Genomic DNA, 17,675 nt, shown 5'->3' on the forward strand with positions numbered 1-17,675 from the left:
GTAAGTCATCCATAAATATCTGAAAACCACCGCTCCATGTACGTCCTGTCGTTTCACATCTGGTAATCGAATTCCCTTCTATCTGTAGACAGCACATAGAGCTTTCCACACGTCCACCACGGACAAAATATATTCTGTCGCCCGGATTGAGGCACCTAGGCACCCGTAAGAGTTCCAGAACGCTTCAAAATCCGAATCTATTTCCATATGCTTTGTTTCAGTATCGTCGTTTTTATATTCGCTTTTCGGGATGGTCACTACAATATCCATTACGTAGTCCATAATCCCCGTTTTCGTGCTTCTCTGGCGATGTCTGCAATTCTTCCTTGATGAATCTTAAATGTAAATTCTCCATATTCAGGGAGTTCGATTTCACCAGCGCGACCGTTTTCTATTATGATAATTTTCGCATTCCGTCCTACTATTGGAATTTCTACCGTTTGTTTTTCTATATTCACAGTCAATTCTTTTACATTAATTTCTGCTGACATTCTCGCATCCCCCTGCTCTATGGTAAAATATTTTTGCAGAGTAAAAGCAGGAAGCCCCTCTCCGGTTAGTGAGCGGGAGGCCTTTTTTCTTCCTACTTCTTAATCGCTCTTATAGCTGAAATAAAAAGCACAATACATCCAATGAGCAATGCATAACCAATGCCCATAACCATAAGCGGAACATATTCTGGAGTGTTTGGACTATCGGCCGAAAATCCGGCCATTATTAAAGGCAAAATGGGTAACATTAAAATCCCAGGTCCAATCCAAATAATACCTAATCCGAAAATTGCTATTACAATCCATGCCCAAAGAGGCCCTTTTCTCTTAAATTCTCCCTTATTTTTTCGGAATGGATTTCTTTTCTGGTCTTTAATAATAGCACGAATGGCTTTTACAATGAGCCATACAGCAACTGCCAATATTGTTAATCCAACGAGTAAGAAAAAAATTTGGATTACACTAGGATTAAAAGGACGGTTTAAAAATCCACTCATCATAAAAGGAAAGAACGGAAGTAAGAAAACCTTCGGCCCTTGTGCAAGAAGAAATAAGGTGGTAATGGCAACCGTTATATATGCCCATAATGGTCGCTTTTGTTCTTCAAAATGTTCGTCTGACATTTTAAACCTCCCCTTCATTCTTTTGGTTCCCTGGCCACCTGTCTCTGTGTGCTGCCAATACTGCGCCAGCACTTCATATGGCAGCAGGTAGACCGTCTGATGCTTGGCAAATTCGACAAGTAGAAAGCTAATGGCGCCGCACCGATGATACTTTGCAAGGTACTCCACTTGGTGCTCGGCGATATTCCTAAGAGGAAAGCGCCTCAATTCTTTCGTGCTCTTTGCTTCAAACACAATCGAGCGTCCGGCGTATGCCCCCTCGTAATCCACTGTGCTTGGACTTTTGAAGTGGCCAACAATTCCGTATAAAACTTTAATCGGTGTCGGCCGCTTGTTGATAACGGCTACGCCAGCGTCGCTTTCGCTTGTACAGACTGTTGTATGACATCTTGTATTTCTCCACAATAGCCTTGTCCGTCAAATCCTCTCTTTTCAGTTCGATGTACTGTTCAACAGTGATAGTGACGCCATTCGACCTCGGCTTTGTTTTCTCAACTTTTTCATCGCCTAGCAATCGGTCTCCAAGTTCGCGCATTCGTTTCCCTACCTGACATTCATTCCATCAATACTGCTGGAAACGATGAGATTCCAAGCTGTGATTTCTCCTATCAACCCCCGACAATGCTTGTTTTTTTCTTTCGCATTCCGTGCAATTACCCAGCATCCGACCAATTTGTAAGCGCAACACACGCTTTTCCTTCCTGGTCTCCTACTTCCTCCCGTTCCATGCCGGACGGCCACTACCCATTTTGTTTGAGTTGACTCGGCCGACCGAGCAACTATCTTGTATCCATCTTGAAAGCTTGCTCGGAATCACCACCGGAACTGGGCCTCTGTGTTTTTTCTTCTCTTTCATGCGATTCACCCCCAAATACCACCGCGGCATAGCTTGATTTTTCCTTTCCGCGCCAAATCAAAAATCAGAATGGCTGTCTCATCCACTTCCCTGCCGAAATTACTTGCGATATATTCAACTGGGATGCCCATGTTCCACATTGCAATGACTTCTGACACTTGATCATCCCAGAAGAAATTCAAGTCTTCGCAAGCGATGTAAATATTTCGGCGCTGCTCTGTCAGATGCCGACGCTCAATGTTCGTTGCTGCTATCATGCTCCGTTCATCTCCCGAAAGCGTTGTGCCGCACGTTCACGTCGGTAACTGCTGGCTTTGTTCTCCACAATGATGCTTGTACCGATTATCCGGTCATGAATCCGTTGCGCTTTGATTTTGTCCTCTTCTGTCGGCTGTTGTGGCATGAATCGAATCAGCAAATCAGCCGGCGAAAAATTGGACGTATACAGAATCGGTCTCTTTTTTCGATAACGGCCATCAATAATCCGGAACATCACATCCAGTACCCAGTCTGTGACTTTCTCAGCGCCGATATCATCCAAAACGAGTAAATCACAGTCCCGAAGCGCGTCCATAATCTCGCTTTCTGTCTCTTTTTCTTTCTTGTTAAACGTATTTCGAATACGCTCTAGCAGTTCAGCCATTGTCTGAAAAACAACCGTGAACCCTTTATCTTTGATTTCGTGTGCCACTGCCGCAGCAAGATGTGTCTTGCCGTTCCCGGGTGTTCCCCAAAGTAATACCCCGATTTCTTCCTGGTGGTGCTCGAAGTTTTGGGCATAATCTCGTGCTATTTGATACGCCTTTTCAGTACCCGGACGTGATTGAAACGTATGAAACCAACACTCTTCAAAGCGCTTGCCCAGCTCTGAGATATCAAACTTCCGCTCAATCATCTTTCGCTGAATCAGCGTCTCAGCTTGCTTTTGGCCATAAACGAACTTGTCAATTTCGCACTGGCAACGACTTTGTACGATACGCACTTTGCCGAACAACTCAATCTGTGTCTTCGGCACAAACCGGCCACAAATCGGACAATAGCGATCTCCCTCAGCGTCTTTAGAAAGAGAGGGAATTAATTTCATCACGGAACGCTGGATCAAGTTCTCTGCTGGCTGCACTGCGTATGCCTCCTTTTGATTCTCTGATTTCGAACCTATTCTTGCTTTGACGGTTCAACATCCGCATTAGTTTTCTATAAGCCTCATCATCCCTTGTGTTTCTAAGAATCCCTAGCGTGTACTGCTCGCGTTTATCGTCGTGTTTTTCAAAGTGATGCCATACAGCGAAGTTAATCTGATTCGCAGAGTATTTTTTCATCTTCGCAAAAACCTGGAGCAAAACGTTTTTGGAAATCTTGCATGTACTTCTCGTTAGCCGCAGCATGTCACAATAACGAATTAAGAGTTTTCGGTTTACACCTAAAGGCAAGATGTGGATGTTCTCATCGACAAAGGTTTCGATGTCTTTTTCCGAAGCGAGCGACGTATTAGGTTTATTGTTTATATTGCTGTTCTTATTGCTGTTTATAATGCTGTTATTAAATAAAAGATGTGGTTTCTCTTGTGGATTTTTTTCGCCTTTTGATCAAGCGATCCTTTTATCTCCCAGCGCGTCCATCCCGTTTCCCGTTCCAACTCAGAAACGTTTACTTTTACTTCCCCTGTATTCCAATCCGCTTGTTCAAGCAAATGATAGAAAAGAAGCTTGTCCCTCAAATTTTTGATAGAGAGTCGGGCGCAGAGAGCGCCCACTCTTCTATTCAAATTTCATTTCCATTGCCTGCTGTAATTGTTCATCCTGCTGCCAATCTTTTTGCTTCTCCGCCTGCTCCTGTGGCTGTTCTGTAGCTTCCGACGCAGGTTCATGATATCCTCGGCCGTTACTCCTTCAGCCTCTATTGCGTCTGCATAGACACTGCGCGGCCCACTGGTAATGTACTTTCTTCACCGTCTCATCCTGGACAGCCATTTGCTGAATCTCAATGCTGATCGGCAGGTACTTCCACATATGACGAATGACTGTCTTCTTTGCCATCTCTTCAAAATTACTTGAAGGGCGATTTCCTCCTTTTCATTTTTTAGCACCTGGCTCGGAAGTGCTGTAGGAGCCAGGCAGAGAGAAAAGATGTGGTTAAGAGGTGGAATTCCCGGCCCCTACAGCAAGCCCGAAAAGCTTGCCGTACACGCGAACGTGTGTTATGATTTTTGTGACCATTTCTGCTAAGCTGTTTGAGTGTTCCCGCACTCGGCAGCTTTTTTCGTGTAATAAAGTGACAAATCATGATAGCGCCGCAGATTCAATTTGTGATATGACCATGCTGCTAGATATCCTTTCTCTTCCCCTGCTGCTTTATATGCCTCAGCCAACTTCAAGAACTCATCAGCTTCTTTCTTGGCTTCTTGCATTTCTAGTTTGATTCGATTCAGTTCCAGACGATGTTGATAGGCTTCGTTTTGTTCGGCATCCATCAAGCTCATATCGTAGTCAGCCGTCCGTTCTAGCACTTCCTGCATACGCATATTCCAGCTCATCGCAACACCCTCCCCGGTAATAATTCGCAGGCACGACGTTTGGAGATGCCGAGAAATTCGCTGATTTCTTCAGCACCGATAAGTTTTTCTTTTTCAAGGGAAGTTCCAGCAAGCATTTTCTTGATTTCAGCAATTGCCTTGCCAACTTCTTCACGAACGATTTCGCGGAACATTTCCTCGATAGGATTGGCCGCCATGATGTTTTGCCTCCTAATGTTTTGGTAACTGAAGCGGTAAAATTTTTAGGCTGTTTGTTCTTCTTCATCCAGCAGTTCGGCGACCGTTACGCCGAGGGCGTCGGCTAATTTGCGAAGTATCGTAATCGTCGGTTGTTTGTTGCCAGATTCTAAGTAGTGGATGTGCGACTGAGAAACGCCGGAACGTTTGAAAAGCTCTAATTGCGACCATTCTTTTTCAAGTCGAAGTTTCTTAATCCTATTCACCCTTATCACTTCCGTGTTTATACACTATCACTAATATTATGATTAGTAAAAACTATAATGATAATTTTGACGAAAATTTTTTGTGATAAAATCACTGTTGAGATAAAACGAATGGAATGATGATTAATGGATGTTTCCAAAAGACTAACTGAGATTCGAGAATCACTTGGATTAAGCAAAAACCAATTAGCTAAGATGTCCGGAGTGTCACAATCGTTTATCAGCTATATCGAAGCCGGGCAGCGCCAACCGACATTGGATATAATTGAAAGACTTTGTTCCGCACTCGGAATTACAGTTATTCAGTTTCTCTCTGACGACTCCGACCAACTCCCTCCCGACCTCCTGCAACTCATCGAAACTGCCAAGAAACTCACGCCGGAAGAGCGGAAAAAAGTCACTGATATGCTCCAAACCATGTTAGAAAGGATGAATCAGAATGAGTGAAAAGTTACTTGAACAAATCCTTAATGAACTTAAAGATGTAAAAGCAGAACTCAAAGATATAAAGGAATCAGTCTCCGATATTCCGCTTATCAAACGTGCTTTTCTTGATACATCCGACTCCGTTAAGCGTTTGGAAGAAATTCAGGATAGTCAGCAACGTATTATCGAATTACTCTCTGCTCGTTCTATTCAGCAAGAAGCTGAACTTAAGCGTATCAAGTAGCCACCGCCTATTTGGTAGCTTTCCCCTTCCAACTGAGGTTGGTTTTGGTAATTGAAGTGGGGAAAAAATTAGATGTTAGGCCGAGTTAATTCTCGAATCGAGAATTTCTTCATCAAAAAAAAAGCGCATTTACTTCAACGCCTAAGATTTCAGCGACCAAAGGAACCTTATCGGCATCAAAACCTTTTTTACCCGATTCAATTTCGCTAAGTATCGAAGGTGATTTATACCCGAGTCTCTTGGAAAGATGAACCTGAGTCATACCTTTTTCTAAGCGGATCTTTCTGATTCTCTTTCCGATGATCTTACTCAACTTGTTCACCGCCTTTATTCTCGCTTTTAAATTCTCATTTTGTGAATTCTTGAGACAAGTATAAATTCTCAATTCGTGAAAGTCAATATTAAAATTCTCGATTCGAGATATTTTTTTCTCTTTTAGAGAATTTGTGATAAATTAGGAGGTGAAATAAGAGGTGATAGTGTTGGCCAAAATGACGCTTGGAGAACGAATTAAATATCTTCGTGAAAAAAATGGATATGCACAAAAATTTGTCGCAGAAAAAATTGGTGTGCGAAACAATACACTTTCTAGTTATGAATCAGATAAGCGTCAACCAGACTATGATACCTTACAAAAAATAGCTGACTTTTTTGAGGTATCTGTCGACTATCTTTTAGGCCGTACTGACGATCCGTCACCAAAAGAAGATAAGAAAATGAACCTCTTCTTCTACGATGGACTTGAAGGATACGACGATCTCACACCTGAAGAACAAAAAGCCTTTCGTGAACATATGTATGAGGAAGCAAAACAAGCCATCGAGCTTGTTAAGAAGCTTAAGAAAAAATAACCCTGCCTGACCATTGGACAAGCAGGGTGTTTTTGTAAGCGTTAAAGAAAATTATTACATAGATGTAATATATTTGAGGTGATAAATAATGGGTTGGAAAGGTGCACTCCGCTCGCTTAATGCCGCTAGTAAAAGAATGGCACGTGATGCTAAAAGAAAACCCTTGAAAAATCAGGGGGTTTCACGCTTGCTACTATCTACATTCCGAGCAATAACCATAAATTTCAAATTTATGCCCTGTAATCGTAAATCCTTCTGGCTCGCCAAATCCCCCATCCAGCGGACACAATCTAATATGGCGCGTCTTTCCGCAGGACAAGCAAATCAAATGATGGTGATGGTCTTCCGTTGAACAGCGGAAACGGTACTTCCGCTCTCCGCCTAGTTCGGTTACCTCCAAAATATTCAACTCCGCGAACAATGTTAAATTCCGGTATACAGTATCGAAACTCAGCGCAGGATAATGCTCCTGCATATACTCAAGCATATCGCGAGCCGACAAATACCGCTTTTCTTCGGCGAAAATGCGGATCATCTCTTCCCGCTTGCCCGTATATTTATATCCACTTTTCTTTAAAATCTGCAAAGCCTGTTCCACGGTCATTATTTCCACCGCCTTTTACTTCACTTCAAGAGTTGCGTAGCCGCTTGCCGACAAGTACGCACACAAGCAGCAAGACGGCAACAAGTACAATCGTGCCGCCCGAAGCCAAATCAAACGTATAGGCAATTAACAGTCCGCTCAAAACGGATACTTCTCCGAAGACAATTGCATAGATAAATGTCTGCCGGAAACTGCTGGCCAACTGCAACGCGGCCGCCACCGGTAACGTAATTAGCGCCGAAACAAGCAAAATGCCCACCACCTGCATGGAGATGCTAATGACAAGCGCGACCAAAACACTGAATACAACGTTAATCAAATTGCGTGGAACGCCCGAAATGCGCGCTCCTTCTTCGTCAAATGAAAGATATAGCAATTCTTTGTAAAATAACCAAACAATTGCAATTACAACCAAGCTGGCGATCACAACCCGCACCAAGTCTTCTTCCGTAACAGACAACAAGCTGCCGAATAAATATCCGAACAAATCGACATTAAAGCCGTTCGCCAGGCTAATAAGCACTACACCAAGTCCGATACCGGTGGACAAAATAATCGGGATGGCAAGCTCCTGATAGAACCTGTACGCTTGACGCAGCTTATCTATCATAAAGGCGCCGCCTACCGCGAAAAACATTCCTGTATAAACCGGGCTGATGCTCTGAAAGGACGGGATATACTGTGAAAGCAGCAACCCCGCCGCTACGCCCGATAGCGTGATATGAGACAGAGCATCCGCAATCAGCGACATCCGGCGTACTACAAGAAACACGCCGATTAGCGGGGCCACAAAACCGATAATTAACCCGGATAGCAGCGCATGCTGCATGAATTTGTAACTTAGTATCGCTTCAATCATCGCTTTCTGATTCCCTTCTAATGGTTATGATGCAGCACATGTACATCGTAACCGTATGACTTCAACAAAATTTCGGGGCGTATCCGTTCGAATTCTTCGGCTCGTCCGTGAAAATGCAACTTGCGGTTTAGACAGGAAATGGAATGCATTTTCGTACTAATAGCCCCTAAATCGTGAGAAACAAGAATAATAGAGATGCGATTTTCTTCGTTCAAACGCTTCAGCAAGTCATAAAAATGCGCTTCTGATTGTGCGTCCACGCCGACGGTCGGTTCATCTAAAATGAGCACATCCGGATCGCTGACCAGCGCCCGTGCAATAAACACACGCTGCTGCTGTCCCCCGGACAGGCGACCGATATTCCGCCCTTCAAATCCACCCATACCAACTGTCGCAATTGCCTCCCTGACCCGTTCTTTCTCCTTCTTGCCAGGCCTGCGAAACAATCCCATCTTCGCAGTCAATCCCATCATAACGACTTCGAATACCGTGGCCGGAAATCCGGTATTAAAACTATTCGCTTTCTGCGAAACATACCCAATACGCGACCATTCGTCAAACTTGCGTAGCGGCTTACCGAACCACGTAACATTTCCTTCCTGCAAGGGCAATGCGCCAAGAATAACTTTAAGCAAAGTAGACTTGCCAGACCCGTTAGGTCCGACAAGTCCCATCATTTCACCCCGATGCAGCTGTAAGGAAACATCTTCGAGTACGCGTTTGCTCCCATAACGGTGCGAAACATGCTGCACGTCTAAAACAATGTCACTCACTGTACTTCCAGCACCTTCTTCAACGTATTTAGATTTTCTTTCATTAAATCAATATAAGTCTTACCGGCGTCAAATTGCTCTTTCGTTACATTCTCAATCGTATAAAGTGTCACAGCTTCCGCACCGGATTCCCGCTGTACCGTTTTTGCTACTTTATTCTCAACAAGTCCTTCAAATGCCACATATTTAATATTATGCGCTTTTACCGTATCAATCAAACTTTTTAATTGCTGCTGAGACGGCTCTTCTGAAGGAGAAAGACCAGATACAGACAACTGGATTAAACCATATTGTCTCGTTAAATATGCAAACGCCTTGTGAGATACAACCAATTCTTTTTTCTTCGCTTTACCGATCACGTCTTTATATTCTTTGTCGAGCGCATCTAAATCCGCGGCAAGCTTCTTGTAATTCGCTTCATATGCATCCTTATGAGCCGGATCAACCTCTGCTAGCGCATTTTTCACTTTCTCTGCTTGCTGTTTGGCTAACATCGGATTTAGCCAAACGTGCGGATCGTATTTTCCATGAGCATGCTCACTGTGATCCTCTTCATGCACCGATTCTCCTTTATGACTATGTTCCCCTTCATGAGCGTGCTCTCCCTCATGTTCATGCATTTCTGTTTCTATAAGCTGCAATCCCTGACTTGCATCCAGTGCTTTCGTTTTTTGCGGATCAAGATTTTTCGTGACGTTCTCAATCCATGTCTCATAACCTGCCCCATTGTAGATGAATAACTTCGCTTCATTTAATTTGGCCATATCTTTTGCTGACGGTTCGTAGTCATGACCTTCCGCTCCAGGCGGCAACAAATTTGTCACCTGTACATGCTCACCGCCAATAGTCCGTGTAAAATCATATAAAGGAAATATACTTGTATATACTTGTATTTTTTCTCCATTTGCTTTCCCGGCAGAAGCAGCCCCTTCACCTTTTTGTCCACAGCCTATCAAAAAAACAGCCAGCACAAGGCTTAGTACGAATAAACTATAGAAAAGTTTCCAATAACCTTTCACTTTTGTCATCCCTCACTCTGTAAATAAGATTTCTTCCGATTTCCAAAAAACAGTATAACGTAATGATTACGATTTGTAAACAAAAAAATGAGACATTAACTACCAAGAAGTTTCGAATACCGACATTGAATTTATCATGATGAATGCTGGATATGACCAGCTAAAAAATTATGAAGCGACTCATGAGCTAAAGGCACAAGCGATAATTCCTCAGACTTCTGGACTTTATTCAAATCCTTTTCTGATCGAGCCGTTCGCTTTTCCGTTTCACGTTCAAAAAGGAAAAGCTGAAAATAGAGCGAAAGCAGCCCCTTACCACAGGTAGCTGCCTTCCTAACTTTATTATCTATATCATGATCTATATCATGCCACCCAACCGAAATAGCGGACAATCTGAGTAACCACAAAGCAAACCACAATCGCAATGGAAAGCGGAATAAGAGCCGCAAGCACCGTCCATTTTGCACTTTTCGTCTCTTTCGCGATCGTATATAGCGTCGTACCGCACGGATAATGCAAAAGCGAAAACAACATCACATTAAGCGCTGTTAGCCACGTCCAACCGTGCTCCAAAAACAATGCTTTAAGCGCACTTAAATCTTCCAACTCTAACATTGCGCCGGAAGCCATATACGCCATGATAAGAATCGGCACAACAATTTCATTGGCCGGCAGTCCAAGTATAAACGCCATCAAAATATATCCGTCCAGCCCAATCGCGTGTCCGAACGGCTGAAGCCAATTTACCGCATGCGCCAGCATGCTTTGCTCCCCAACCGTAATGTTGGCCAGCAACCACGTAATGACGCCAGCCGGGGCAGCGGTAATCACAGCACGCTTTAATACGAATAACGTTTTGTCAAATACCGAACGAACAAACGTGCGCACCACCTGTGGTTTACGGTACGGTGGAAGTTCCAGCGTGAAGTGGGACGGCACACCACGCAGCAATGTTTTAGAGAGCGCCCACGATACAAACAGCGTCATCATAATACCGAACAATACCATGCCAACCACAATTAGTGCAGCAACCGTTATGCTTTCACCTGTGCCGACCGCTGCGGTCATAAATAGCGACGACATCAAAATCAACGTCGGCCATCTTCCGTTGCATGGCACAAAATTGTTCGTCAAAATCGCAATCATGCGCTCGCGAGGCGACTCGATAATCCGACAAGAAACAATCCCCGCTGCATTACATCCGAACCCCATCGCCATGGTTAGCGATTGCTTACCGTGTCCGCCCGCTCTTTTAAACAATCGGTCAAGATTGAACGCAACTCGCGGCAAATAACCAAAATCTTCAAGCAATGCAAACAATGGAAAGAAAATGGCCATCGGCGGCAACATAACCGAAACGACCCAGCTAACACCTCTAAATAAACCAAGCACTAGAATGCCGTGCAGCCAGGCTGGAGCGCCAGCCCACATAAACAAAGCCGTCAATTTTCCTTCTAGCCAACCAAAACCGCTTGCCAGCAAATCCGACGGTACGTTGGCCCCCGCAATCGTAATCCAGAACACTACCCCCAGCATGGCCAACATAATTGGAAATCCAAGGTAACGAGATGTCAAAATGTCATCCAGCTTGTTATCCCAATCCATTCGTTTATTTTCATTCGTCTTGGTGACTTCTTCAGCAATTTTCTGAGAATACTGAAAAATTTGTTCTACCAGTACATCTCTTATCGGCTCTTTGTTCCCCATTTCAATTCGACGTGCAATCGCATACAAATGGTTCAAGTCGTTCTTCCCTATGCCTGCGGCCATGATGGCGATACCCCCTGACTTACAGAATGTAGTGGCAGCACGTCATCCGTCAAATATTTCTCCATATCTTCCAGCAACGTATGATCCCCATCCAGCAAGCGCAGCGCCACCCAGCGCGGATTAAGCACCCCTCGCAACAGCGGTGCGATCTCCGCTTCCAATTGCTCTACCGCCCGTTCTATCTGTTCACTATATCGGAGAATCAGTGGCTTCGGAACCACACGACCGGTTGCCACATCGAACAGCGCATCCTGCAATTCCTTCAGTCCTTGCTTTTGACGGGCAGCTGTGGCAATGACCGGCACGCCCAACTTTTGCGAAAGACGCTCTGTATCTACCGTAATTCCTTTTCGTTTCGCTTCATCCATCAAGTTTACGCATAGCACAATCTTATCAGTAATTTCCATCACTTGCAGTGCAAGATTCAAGTTCCGTTCCAGCGCCGTCGCATCTACTACAACAAGCGTCACATCAGGACGACCAAAGCAGATAAAATCACGCGCTACCTGTTCATCCGCGGAATTCGGCAAAAGAGAGTATGTGCCTGGCAAATCAACCATAAGAAACGACTCACCCCGATGTGTAAATGTTCCCTGCGCATTCCCCACCGTTTTTCCAGGCCAATTTCCGGTGTGTTGATTCAAGCCCGTCAACGCGTTGAATACTGTACTCTTCCCTGTATTCGGATTTCCAGCAAGCGCAATGACAATCTGCTCAGATGTTGTCATCTCGATTCCAAATTTACTGTGTAAAAGCTCTTTTCTCCTCTCCGCTTGTAACCCTTTCATTTGTCTTCCTCCTTATTTCGCAACGGTTCAACCATGATCTTCATCGCGTCTTCCTTTCGTAATCCGATAAGCGTTCCACGCACCCGGTACGCCACCGGGTCGCCGATCGGGCTGCGCCGTACGGCTTCTACTACGGTCTGTGGCACAATTCCTAGATCCAGAAGCCGCCTGCGCACTAAACCCTCGCCAGACAGCGCTACTACTTTCGCTTTATCACCAGGTAAGAGCTCCGCTAAAGGGATAATTCCTTGCTTGCTGCCAACCATCCAATCACCTCGAAACAACTTGACAATTAGCCAAGCGCTAAATATTTTACCAAGCTCAACTTTTTGTCTAAAAAAAGAAAAGGATATTATTTTCCTCATATAAATTATTTTGCATATGGGCAAAAAATGCAAGTAGTTTTTCTTTCCGTTACATTATTTACTGTATTTCCTATCCATCCTTTTTGTGCTATCCTCTCCATTTTCATGTCATATCCCTGTTTTTAAACTCGCGCAAGCCAAACGTCATGATGATAACAAACAGCGTAACGGCAATGCCATACATTAAGAGTCCTTTATCAAACCGTTCCATCGAAGGTGCGAAAAATGTAGTAATCGGATACGTCCACGGATAAAAAATCCACAGTTTTTCCGAGTTCGCAGCGAAAATTGCCGGCGCCGCAAATCCGACGCCAAGGGTCAACGGAATCCCGATGTGGGAAAAACGAAAACTTAGCACAAATTGAATCGCGATAATAGGCAACGCGGCCACAAACGCCAGTGCTCCTCTGCCCAGCAACAAACCATAAGGTGCCTGTCCTTCCGCTCCGGTGATCCATCCCCCTGCCAACGTACCGCCGCTCAATACCGCCATATTAAGCAAAACAAGCATGCAGGCTATCACTAATTTCGCAACATAAACCTGACCGCGCGTCACCGGAAACGTCAATAATTGTTTCCATCCGCCGTGAACATTTTCAACGCGCGCAAGCAAAGCGATCAGCACCGTAATGACAAGCGGCATCAGCATAGTAGGATACATAAACATGCATTGTTCATACAGTATTTCCCATTCTGTGCGCGTGCTTCCGGCAAAAACCGTATCCCGATAACGAAGAAAATTCCCTACGCCCTGCACCACCAAAAACAGCGGCACAAGTACGGCGATCCATATCATGCCTGAACGGCGCAGTTTTAGCCATTCGGCCGCAAGCAATTGTTTCATCCTCTTCCCTTCCTCCTATACAATGTCCCGGTTCTTAAATTCGTGCATTCCCAGCACCAGTAATAGCGGTCCAGCAATCAGCCCGCTCCATACGGGACGGTTGTTTGCAATGTCTTCTAATGGTGTCGCATAAAGAATCGTCACATGCGGAAAGAAACTAAGCATTTCGGATTGAGCAAAAAAAAGGGCGCATACGCTCAAGGTAATCCCAATCGCAATCGGTACAATTACATTTTTAAAACGGGAGCTTAGCCAATGCTGGATGCTAACGATGCCAAGCACACCCAATGCCTGATATAAGGCATAGCGACCGTACAGCTCCCAGGCAAATGGTTCGGAAAATTCAAGTATTTTACCGACTACAAACAATCCGATAAACAAAACAAAAATAGCAAGATATGTAAGCAATAATATTAAAAACCACTTTGAAAAATAGACATTTCTTCTTGTCACCGGCAAACTCAACAAATGTTTCCACGCGTTTTCGCTGAACTCCCGGTAATGCACAATCGCAGCAATTAACGTAACTCCAATCGGACAAAAAAACGCCCACAAAAACATTAACTCACCCAGTATAATTCCCCAGGAACCAAGTCCCGCATTGCTCTTCTTTGTAATTAAGTAATCGTAACGGACACCTACATCAATCCATACGAGAGCCGCAATCAGCAGCGGGCCACCGATAACGAGCCACCACATCACACCGTTCTTCTGCTTATACATCTCAGTCATAAAAACAGCCAGGCGACTCATACGCTCTGCGCCTCCTTCGTTAGTTCAAGGAAAATATCTTCCAGCGATTTTCTCTCTTCGCTCAAATGCCATACTTTATGACCGCTTAATACAAGATGACGGTTAACGTTAGCCGCTTCGCTTTTATCCGTATTAATGTAAAGAATATCCTCGCTTTTCTCTACGCGATACCCGGCATTAAACAACAGTCTCGCCGCTTCGTTCATCTTATCTGTTTCTACACGCAGCTTCGGCTTACTGCGGGCCTGCAATTCCGAAAGCTTGCCCTGAAACAGCAATTGCCCTCGGTTGATGATCCCCACCCGATCAGCAATCAGCTCAACCTCACGTAAAATATGGCTTGATACAAGCACCGTAATATTCATGTGTTCAGGTAAACTGACAATTAAATCACGAATTTCGTGAATGCCCGCCGGGTCAAGACCATTCGTCGGTTCATCGAGAATGAGCAATTCCGGATTTCCCAATAGCGCCTGCGCGATGCCGAGCCGTTGCTTCATGCCCAGCGAATACGTTTTGGTCTTTTTGTTCTTCCATTCAGTCAGCCGGACAATGTCAAGCACACGATCAATATCTTTTTTATCCGCGCCAAGCAGCCTGCGCGTCACTTCCAAGTTTTCATAGCCGGTCAAATGTCCATAATAGGAAGGCGATTCTACAAGAGAGCCGACTTTCCGGGCGATGTCCAGTCTATGGCTTGCCAATGGTTTACCGAAAATGCGAATGTCTCCTGACGTCGGCTTAATCAGCCCAAGCAACATCCGAATGGTTGTCGTTTTTCCCGCACCGTTCGGACCGAGAAATCCATACACTTCCCCTTTTCGCACTTGTAAGGAAAGGTTGTGAACCGGTGTAAATTTTTTAAATCTCTTGGTTAGTTGCTCTGTTTCGATTACAAATGAAGTCATGGCTATTCCCCCTATCCTCTCGATTTAATTTGACTTCATTGTACTGTCCGTATCTTAATCTCCCTTTTAGCGTTCCTTAATTCTTTCTTAATTACGCTCTCGCAAAAAGAGCCTTCCTTCTCCGGAAGACTCTATATAAATCACATTTGATATATCGACATCCTTGTATGGTTTAAGGGAAGAATCATGTACATAACATGCTCTACTTTACAACTATAGCTACTCTATTGCTGTACGATAGAAAGCGCCACCTTCTCCAGTTCGGCTTTCGGAAGCGGACCGGACACATGAATATGGTACGCGCTTTGCTTTCCTTTTGCGGGAACGATGAGAGAGAGTCCATTTGCGTTGCGCTTGTCTTTTTCACCATATAACGCCTGAAAACCTTCAAGCGTATACTCTTTTATATTGGAATACGTACCGAAGAGATGAACGTCATCCGGGTCTTCAAGCTCCTGCTGCAAAATGCCGAGCCCTTCTTCTCCTTTCTCATAATAGATATTAATGACCGGCTTCCGTTCCTTTGTATCCTTGCTTACTGCTCCTACTTCGGTGCGCAGCACATAACCTTCCGGTACATACGTCGGCTTTCGCACCGGAAATGTCAACAGCTTTTGCGACTCTTCCAAGGTCAAAGTGTCAACGGGGCTTTCTTCGGCCGCCATTATTTTCGCCGAATAAGGGGCAAGCTCTTTTTCCAGTTGGTTGTAACGTTGTTTTTCCTCTTCGCTCAAACGGCTTGCATCAAGCGTTCCGTCCGGCCCCGCCATTTTCGCATGATAGCCCGCAGCTTCTTTCAACAAAGCTTCCATTTCCTTGTATTCTTTGCTGTTCAATACCCTTTTGGCCTGTGCCAGCTTTTCTTCAACATGCTGATATTCTGCTTTCGTGCCTCCCTGGGCAACGAAGTTCTCCTGAGAGCCGAAAATACCGTCCGACAAATATGAATAACCTGCGAATCCTGCCGTCGGAATCATAATTGCCGCTGCCGCAACTCCCGCTATCAAACGTTTTTTCATTCTCTTCTGTTCCCCCTTATATGAAATACTGCTTAAAATTCGGTTTCTCATCTCAGGTGTTCCTTTCATTCGTTCCGCCTCTGCTTTCAAAATCTGACGCAACCGATTCTCAATGTCCATGACTTTCCCCCGCCTTTCCCAGAGAATAAGCGTTCGTATACGATATGTTACGAAGCTTTTCGAGAGCGAAATGGAGCCGTGATTTTACCGTGCCAACCGGAATATCCAGAATACGCGCGATTTCCTCCTGTGAATACTCGTACAAATACCGCAGTACAATCACCTGTTTGTACTTATAAGGCAAATTGTCAACCAGGCGAATCACCTCAAGACTATCCAGCCTGTCCGCCACCTCCCCTGAAAAATCCGGCTCGGTTTCCTGAGAAGTATATTGTTGGTTTTTCGCCAATAGGCGAAATAAACGCCATCTTCGTCGCCGATAATTGTTCACTTGCCGAATGGCAATTCCGATAACCCAAGAGCGAAAAGATCGAGCCGGATTAAACTTCGGCAGCGATTTATATATTTCAATGTAAATCTCTTGAATGACATCTTCAGCACTCGCTCTATCTTCAAGCAAAAAGCGCACAGTTCCCGTCACATCGCGCACCGTACAATCATAAATTCTAGCAAACGCTTCCCTGTCACCAGCAATCGACCGCCTAATGTTCTCCAACAATTCTTCGTTTTCCTGCTCCATCGCATCTCACCCCCCTTTTTGATTCTACATTTGATATTGGTTCAATCCATTTCCATCGTTCATTTTTCTTTGCAAAAGATACATTTTCTTTTCTATTGCGCTAATAGATGAGGAACTTTCCGCTTATTCCCCATTCTCCGTATACCATCGCTAATGTATAATAAACGTTGAAAAAATTACATCAGGAAAAGAGGGAACAAAATGACGGAAGAACAAATGACAATGTTTAAGCAAATGTTCGAAAATGCGCTTCAGTTGCCGGAAAAAGAGCAGCTGACGCTGTTTGAAGCAATGGCGCAAAACGCAAAAACATTTCTGGAAACGAACAAAGACTTTACGATAACACCGGAGATGCTGGAGATGTTCTCCCGTCTCTCGCCACAAGTGCAAGAAAGAGTGAAAGAATTCCTTGCTCCGTACATTAATAAATAGCTGAATTTCTTCCTCCACCATATGGCTAATCAACAAGTGTGCCTCTTAAATGACAAAAAGCCGATTATTTCTCCATCAAGAAATAACCGGCTTTACTTATGTCATAGAAAATCTTTATTATTTTTATAAAAAATCCAAATGGCTCCACCGAAAACGACAAGACAAATATGGACTATCCAAAGAAACATATTATCGCTCATATTCCCACCGCATTCCTTAACAATATTTACCTTCATATATTTTAACTTTTTTCATTTTTCCTCCCTCTTCTACATCAAATCAGCCATTTATACCTTTAGAATAATTAAACATGAAAAAAATGGACCATCCAATTCAACTTTTTATTTACCATCCACTTGTTTATAATAGTTTTT

27 protein-coding genes and 1 pseudogene are annotated in these 17,675 nt (G+C 44.2%); 5 read left to right on the top strand and 23 right to left on the bottom strand.

The genetic code is table 11. From position 1 onward, the window contains the following. Positions 1-269: 269 nt before the first annotated feature. The 10 genes and pseudogenes from ACH33_RS16890 to ACH33_RS16930 all read right to left on the bottom strand — a co-directional run bounded on the left by ACH33_RS16890 (position 270) and on the right by ACH33_RS16930 (position 4,946). Entirely contained in the window at positions 270-491 is a 222-nt protein-coding gene (locus ACH33_RS16890; RefSeq protein WP_057900043.1) for a hypothetical protein, read from the bottom strand. A 92-nt stretch (positions 492-583) separates the two neighbouring features. Continuing rightward, positions 584-1,519 (bottom strand): Holliday junction resolvase RecU, encoded by a 936-nt coding sequence (locus ACH33_RS16895; RefSeq protein WP_082706122.1) that lies wholly within the window; start codon positions 1,517-1,519, stop codon positions 584-586. Beyond that, a complete protein-coding gene (locus ACH33_RS19750) occupies positions 1,428-1,649 on the bottom strand; it encodes a hypothetical protein (protein ID WP_057900045.1) in 222 nt (73 codons plus the stop codon). Before ACH33_RS19750 ends, ACH33_RS16895 begins: the two co-directional genes overlap by 92 nt. A gap of 326 nt (positions 1,650-1,975) precedes the next feature. Beyond that, the gene (locus ACH33_RS16905) at positions 1,976-2,227 is read right to left on the bottom strand and encodes a hypothetical protein (protein ID WP_057900046.1); all 252 of its coding nucleotides are present in this window, start codon (positions 2,225-2,227) and stop codon (positions 1,976-1,978) included. Further along, the gene (locus ACH33_RS16910) at positions 2,224-3,090 is read right to left on the bottom strand and encodes an ATP-binding protein (protein WP_156424110.1); all 867 of its coding nucleotides are present in this window, start codon (positions 3,088-3,090) and stop codon (positions 2,224-2,226) included. The genes ACH33_RS16905 and ACH33_RS16910 overlap by 4 nt, the downstream gene beginning before the upstream one ends. 405 nt (positions 3,091-3,495) lie before the next feature. After that, complete coding sequence (locus ACH33_RS16915; protein ID WP_162265058.1) at positions 3,496-3,735, bottom strand: hypothetical protein; 240 nt, start codon at positions 3,733-3,735, stop codon at positions 3,496-3,498. Positions 3,736-3,738: 3 nt separating this feature from the next. Further along, positions 3,739-4,021: pseudogene (locus ACH33_RS18910) on the bottom strand (recombinase RecT); the annotation flags it as partial. Positions 4,022-4,191: 170 nt separating this feature from the next. Next, positions 4,192-4,503, bottom strand: a complete 312-nt coding sequence (locus tag ACH33_RS16920; protein ID WP_057900048.1) for a hypothetical protein — start codon at positions 4,501-4,503, stop codon at positions 4,192-4,194. Beyond that, positions 4,500-4,700, bottom strand: a complete 201-nt coding sequence (locus ACH33_RS16925) for a hypothetical protein (protein ID WP_057900049.1) — start codon at positions 4,698-4,700, stop codon at positions 4,500-4,502. Before ACH33_RS16925 ends, ACH33_RS16920 begins: the two co-directional genes overlap by 4 nt. Before the next feature lie 45 nt (positions 4,701-4,745). Next, positions 4,746-4,946: a helix-turn-helix domain-containing protein gene (locus tag ACH33_RS16930; RefSeq protein WP_156424111.1), complete on the bottom strand. Its 201-nt coding sequence runs from the start codon at positions 4,944-4,946 to the stop codon at positions 4,746-4,748. 126 nt (positions 4,947-5,072) lie between these two features. On the opposite strand from ACH33_RS16930, the gene ACH33_RS16935 reads away from it, so the two are divergent. Continuing rightward, positions 5,073-5,393, top strand: a complete 321-nt coding sequence (locus ACH33_RS16935; protein WP_057900051.1) for a helix-turn-helix domain-containing protein — start codon at positions 5,073-5,075, stop codon at positions 5,391-5,393. Next, positions 5,386-5,616 carry a hypothetical protein gene (locus tag ACH33_RS16940; RefSeq protein WP_057900052.1) on the top strand — a complete coding sequence of 77 codons (231 nt, stop codon included), beginning with the start codon at positions 5,386-5,388 and terminating at the stop codon, positions 5,614-5,616. The genes ACH33_RS16935 and ACH33_RS16940 overlap by 8 nt, the downstream gene beginning before the upstream one ends. 112 nt (positions 5,617-5,728) lie before the next feature. Here the strand turns inward: ACH33_RS16940 and ACH33_RS16945 are convergent, their stop codons facing one another. Next, positions 5,729-5,929, bottom strand: coding sequence for a helix-turn-helix domain-containing protein (locus ACH33_RS16945; protein WP_057900053.1), 201 nt, complete (start codon positions 5,927-5,929; stop codon positions 5,729-5,731). Between the two features lie 160 nt (positions 5,930-6,089). Between ACH33_RS16945 and ACH33_RS16950 the strand changes: the two genes are divergently transcribed. Next, on the top strand, positions 6,090-6,467 hold the full coding sequence (locus ACH33_RS16950; RefSeq protein WP_236781918.1) for a helix-turn-helix domain-containing protein: 378 nt from the start codon (positions 6,090-6,092) through the stop codon (positions 6,465-6,467). Between the two features lie 193 nt (positions 6,468-6,660). Here the strand turns inward: ACH33_RS16950 and ACH33_RS16955 are convergent, their stop codons facing one another. From ACH33_RS16955 to ACH33_RS16970, 4 genes are read right to left on the bottom strand one after another with little or no spacing between them, the layout of a single operon-like run. Further along, positions 6,661-7,071, bottom strand: coding sequence for a Fur family transcriptional regulator (locus tag ACH33_RS16955; protein ID WP_057900054.1), 411 nt, complete (start codon positions 7,069-7,071; stop codon positions 6,661-6,663). A gap of 25 nt (positions 7,072-7,096) precedes the next feature. Next, positions 7,097-7,930, bottom strand: coding sequence for a metal ABC transporter permease (locus ACH33_RS16960; RefSeq protein WP_057900055.1), 834 nt, complete (start codon positions 7,928-7,930; stop codon positions 7,097-7,099). A 17-nt stretch (positions 7,931-7,947) separates the two neighbouring features. Beyond that, positions 7,948-8,703, bottom strand: a complete 756-nt coding sequence (locus tag ACH33_RS16965) for a metal ABC transporter ATP-binding protein (RefSeq protein WP_057900056.1) — start codon at positions 8,701-8,703, stop codon at positions 7,948-7,950. Continuing rightward, positions 8,700-9,722, bottom strand: a complete 1,023-nt coding sequence (locus tag ACH33_RS16970) for a metal ABC transporter substrate-binding protein (RefSeq protein WP_236781919.1) — start codon at positions 9,720-9,722, stop codon at positions 8,700-8,702. The genes ACH33_RS16965 and ACH33_RS16970 overlap by 4 nt, the downstream gene beginning before the upstream one ends. Before the next feature lie 136 nt (positions 9,723-9,858). Here ACH33_RS16970 and ACH33_RS16975 point away from each other — a divergent pair, with 136 nt between their 5' ends. Continuing rightward, on the top strand, positions 9,859-10,047 hold the full coding sequence (locus ACH33_RS16975) for a hypothetical protein (RefSeq protein ID WP_057900058.1): 189 nt from the start codon (positions 9,859-9,861) through the stop codon (positions 10,045-10,047). A gap of 38 nt (positions 10,048-10,085) precedes the next feature. On the opposite strand, the gene ACH33_RS16980 is transcribed toward ACH33_RS16975, so the two are convergent. From ACH33_RS16980 to ACH33_RS17015, 8 genes are all read right to left on the bottom strand, one after another. After that, positions 10,086-11,492: a nucleoside recognition domain-containing protein gene (locus tag ACH33_RS16980; RefSeq protein ID WP_057900059.1), complete on the bottom strand. Its 1,407-nt coding sequence runs from the start codon at positions 11,490-11,492 to the stop codon at positions 10,086-10,088. Further along, entirely contained in the window at positions 11,477-12,220 is a 744-nt protein-coding gene (locus tag ACH33_RS16985; RefSeq protein ID WP_204244872.1) for a FeoB small GTPase domain-containing protein, read from the bottom strand. The genes ACH33_RS16980 and ACH33_RS16985 overlap by 16 nt, the downstream gene beginning before the upstream one ends. A 56-nt stretch (positions 12,221-12,276) precedes the next feature. Next, positions 12,277-12,564, bottom strand: coding sequence for a FeoA family protein (locus ACH33_RS16990; RefSeq protein WP_236781920.1), 288 nt, complete (start codon positions 12,562-12,564; stop codon positions 12,277-12,279). Positions 12,565-12,748: 184 nt separating this feature from the next. Beyond that, the gene (locus tag ACH33_RS16995; protein ID WP_057900062.1) at positions 12,749-13,489 is read right to left on the bottom strand and encodes an ABC transporter permease; all 741 of its coding nucleotides are present in this window, start codon (positions 13,487-13,489) and stop codon (positions 12,749-12,751) included. 15 nt (positions 13,490-13,504) lie between these two features. After that, complete coding sequence (locus tag ACH33_RS17000) at positions 13,505-14,242, bottom strand: ABC transporter permease (RefSeq protein WP_057900063.1); 738 nt, start codon at positions 14,240-14,242, stop codon at positions 13,505-13,507. After that, complete coding sequence (locus ACH33_RS17005; protein ID WP_057900064.1) at positions 14,239-15,150, bottom strand: ABC transporter ATP-binding protein; 912 nt, start codon at positions 15,148-15,150, stop codon at positions 14,239-14,241. The genes ACH33_RS17000 and ACH33_RS17005 overlap by 4 nt, the downstream gene beginning before the upstream one ends. 224 nt (positions 15,151-15,374) lie before the next feature. Next, on the bottom strand, positions 15,375-16,289 hold the full coding sequence (locus tag ACH33_RS17010; protein WP_057900065.1) for a DUF3600 domain-containing protein: 915 nt from the start codon (positions 16,287-16,289) through the stop codon (positions 15,375-15,377). Then, positions 16,279-16,869, bottom strand: coding sequence for a sigma-70 family RNA polymerase sigma factor (locus tag ACH33_RS17015; protein WP_057900066.1), 591 nt, complete (start codon positions 16,867-16,869; stop codon positions 16,279-16,281). Before ACH33_RS17015 ends, ACH33_RS17010 begins: the two co-directional genes overlap by 11 nt. A gap of 201 nt (positions 16,870-17,070) precedes the next feature. Between ACH33_RS17015 and ACH33_RS17020 the strand changes: the two genes are divergently transcribed. Beyond that, complete coding sequence (locus ACH33_RS17020) at positions 17,071-17,301, top strand: hypothetical protein (protein ID WP_057900067.1); 231 nt, start codon at positions 17,071-17,073, stop codon at positions 17,299-17,301. Positions 17,302-17,675 lie beyond the last annotated feature (374 nt).

It is taken from the genome of Aneurinibacillus sp. XH2 (genome assembly GCF_001439585.2).
GTDB classification, from domain to species: Bacteria; Bacillota; Bacilli; order Aneurinibacillales; family Aneurinibacillaceae; genus Aneurinibacillus; species Aneurinibacillus thermoaerophilus.

Excerpts from the sequence above, each read along its gene's own strand:
- ACH33_RS16980 (WP_057900059.1), bottom strand. The coding sequence starts at position 11,492 with ATGGCCGCAGGCATAGGGAAGAACGACTTGAACCATTTGTATGCGATT.
- ACH33_RS17005 (WP_057900064.1), bottom strand. The coding sequence starts at position 15,150 with ATGACTTCATTTGTAATCGAAACAGAGCAACTAACCAAGAGATTTAAA.
- ACH33_RS16925 (WP_057900049.1), bottom strand. The coding sequence starts at position 4,700 with ATGGCGGCCAATCCTATCGAGGAAATGTTCCGCGAAATCGTTCGTGAA.
- ACH33_RS17000 (WP_057900063.1), bottom strand. The coding sequence starts at position 14,242 with ATGAGTCGCCTGGCTGTTTTTATGACTGAGATGTATAAGCAGAAGAAC.
- ACH33_RS16905 (WP_057900046.1), bottom strand. The coding sequence starts at position 2,227 with ATGATAGCAGCAACGAACATTGAGCGTCGGCATCTGACAGAGCAGCGC.
- ACH33_RS17020 (WP_057900067.1), top strand. The coding sequence starts at position 17,071 with ATGACGGAAGAACAAATGACAATGTTTAAGCAAATGTTCGAAAATGCG.
- ACH33_RS16935 (WP_057900051.1), top strand. The coding sequence starts at position 5,073 with ATGGATGTTTCCAAAAGACTAACTGAGATTCGAGAATCACTTGGATTA.
- ACH33_RS19750 (WP_057900045.1), bottom strand. The coding sequence starts at position 1,649 with ATGCGCGAACTTGGAGACCGATTGCTAGGCGATGAAAAAGTTGAGAAA.
- ACH33_RS16960 (WP_057900055.1), bottom strand. The coding sequence starts at position 7,930 with ATGATTGAAGCGATACTAAGTTACAAATTCATGCAGCATGCGCTGCTA.
- ACH33_RS16955 (WP_057900054.1), bottom strand. The coding sequence starts at position 7,071 with ATGACCGTGGAACAGGCTTTGCAGATTTTAAAGAAAAGTGGATATAAA.
- ACH33_RS16985 (WP_204244872.1), bottom strand. The coding sequence starts at position 12,220 with ATGACAACATCTGAGCAGATTGTCATTGCGCTTGCTGGAAATCCGAAT.
- ACH33_RS16940 (WP_057900052.1), top strand. The coding sequence starts at position 5,386 with ATGAGTGAAAAGTTACTTGAACAAATCCTTAATGAACTTAAAGATGTA.
- ACH33_RS17010 (WP_057900065.1), bottom strand. The coding sequence starts at position 16,289 with ATGGACATTGAGAATCGGTTGCGTCAGATTTTGAAAGCAGAGGCGGAA.
- ACH33_RS16975 (WP_057900058.1), top strand. The coding sequence starts at position 9,859 with ATGATGAATGCTGGATATGACCAGCTAAAAAATTATGAAGCGACTCAT.
- ACH33_RS16890 (WP_057900043.1), bottom strand. The coding sequence starts at position 491 with ATGTCAGCAGAAATTAATGTAAAAGAATTGACTGTGAATATAGAAAAA.
- ACH33_RS17015 (WP_057900066.1), bottom strand. The coding sequence starts at position 16,869 with ATGGAGCAGGAAAACGAAGAATTGTTGGAGAACATTAGGCGGTCGATT.
- ACH33_RS16920 (WP_057900048.1), bottom strand. The coding sequence starts at position 4,503 with ATGAGCTGGAATATGCGTATGCAGGAAGTGCTAGAACGGACGGCTGAC.
- ACH33_RS16995 (WP_057900062.1), bottom strand. The coding sequence starts at position 13,489 with ATGAAACAATTGCTTGCGGCCGAATGGCTAAAACTGCGCCGTTCAGGC.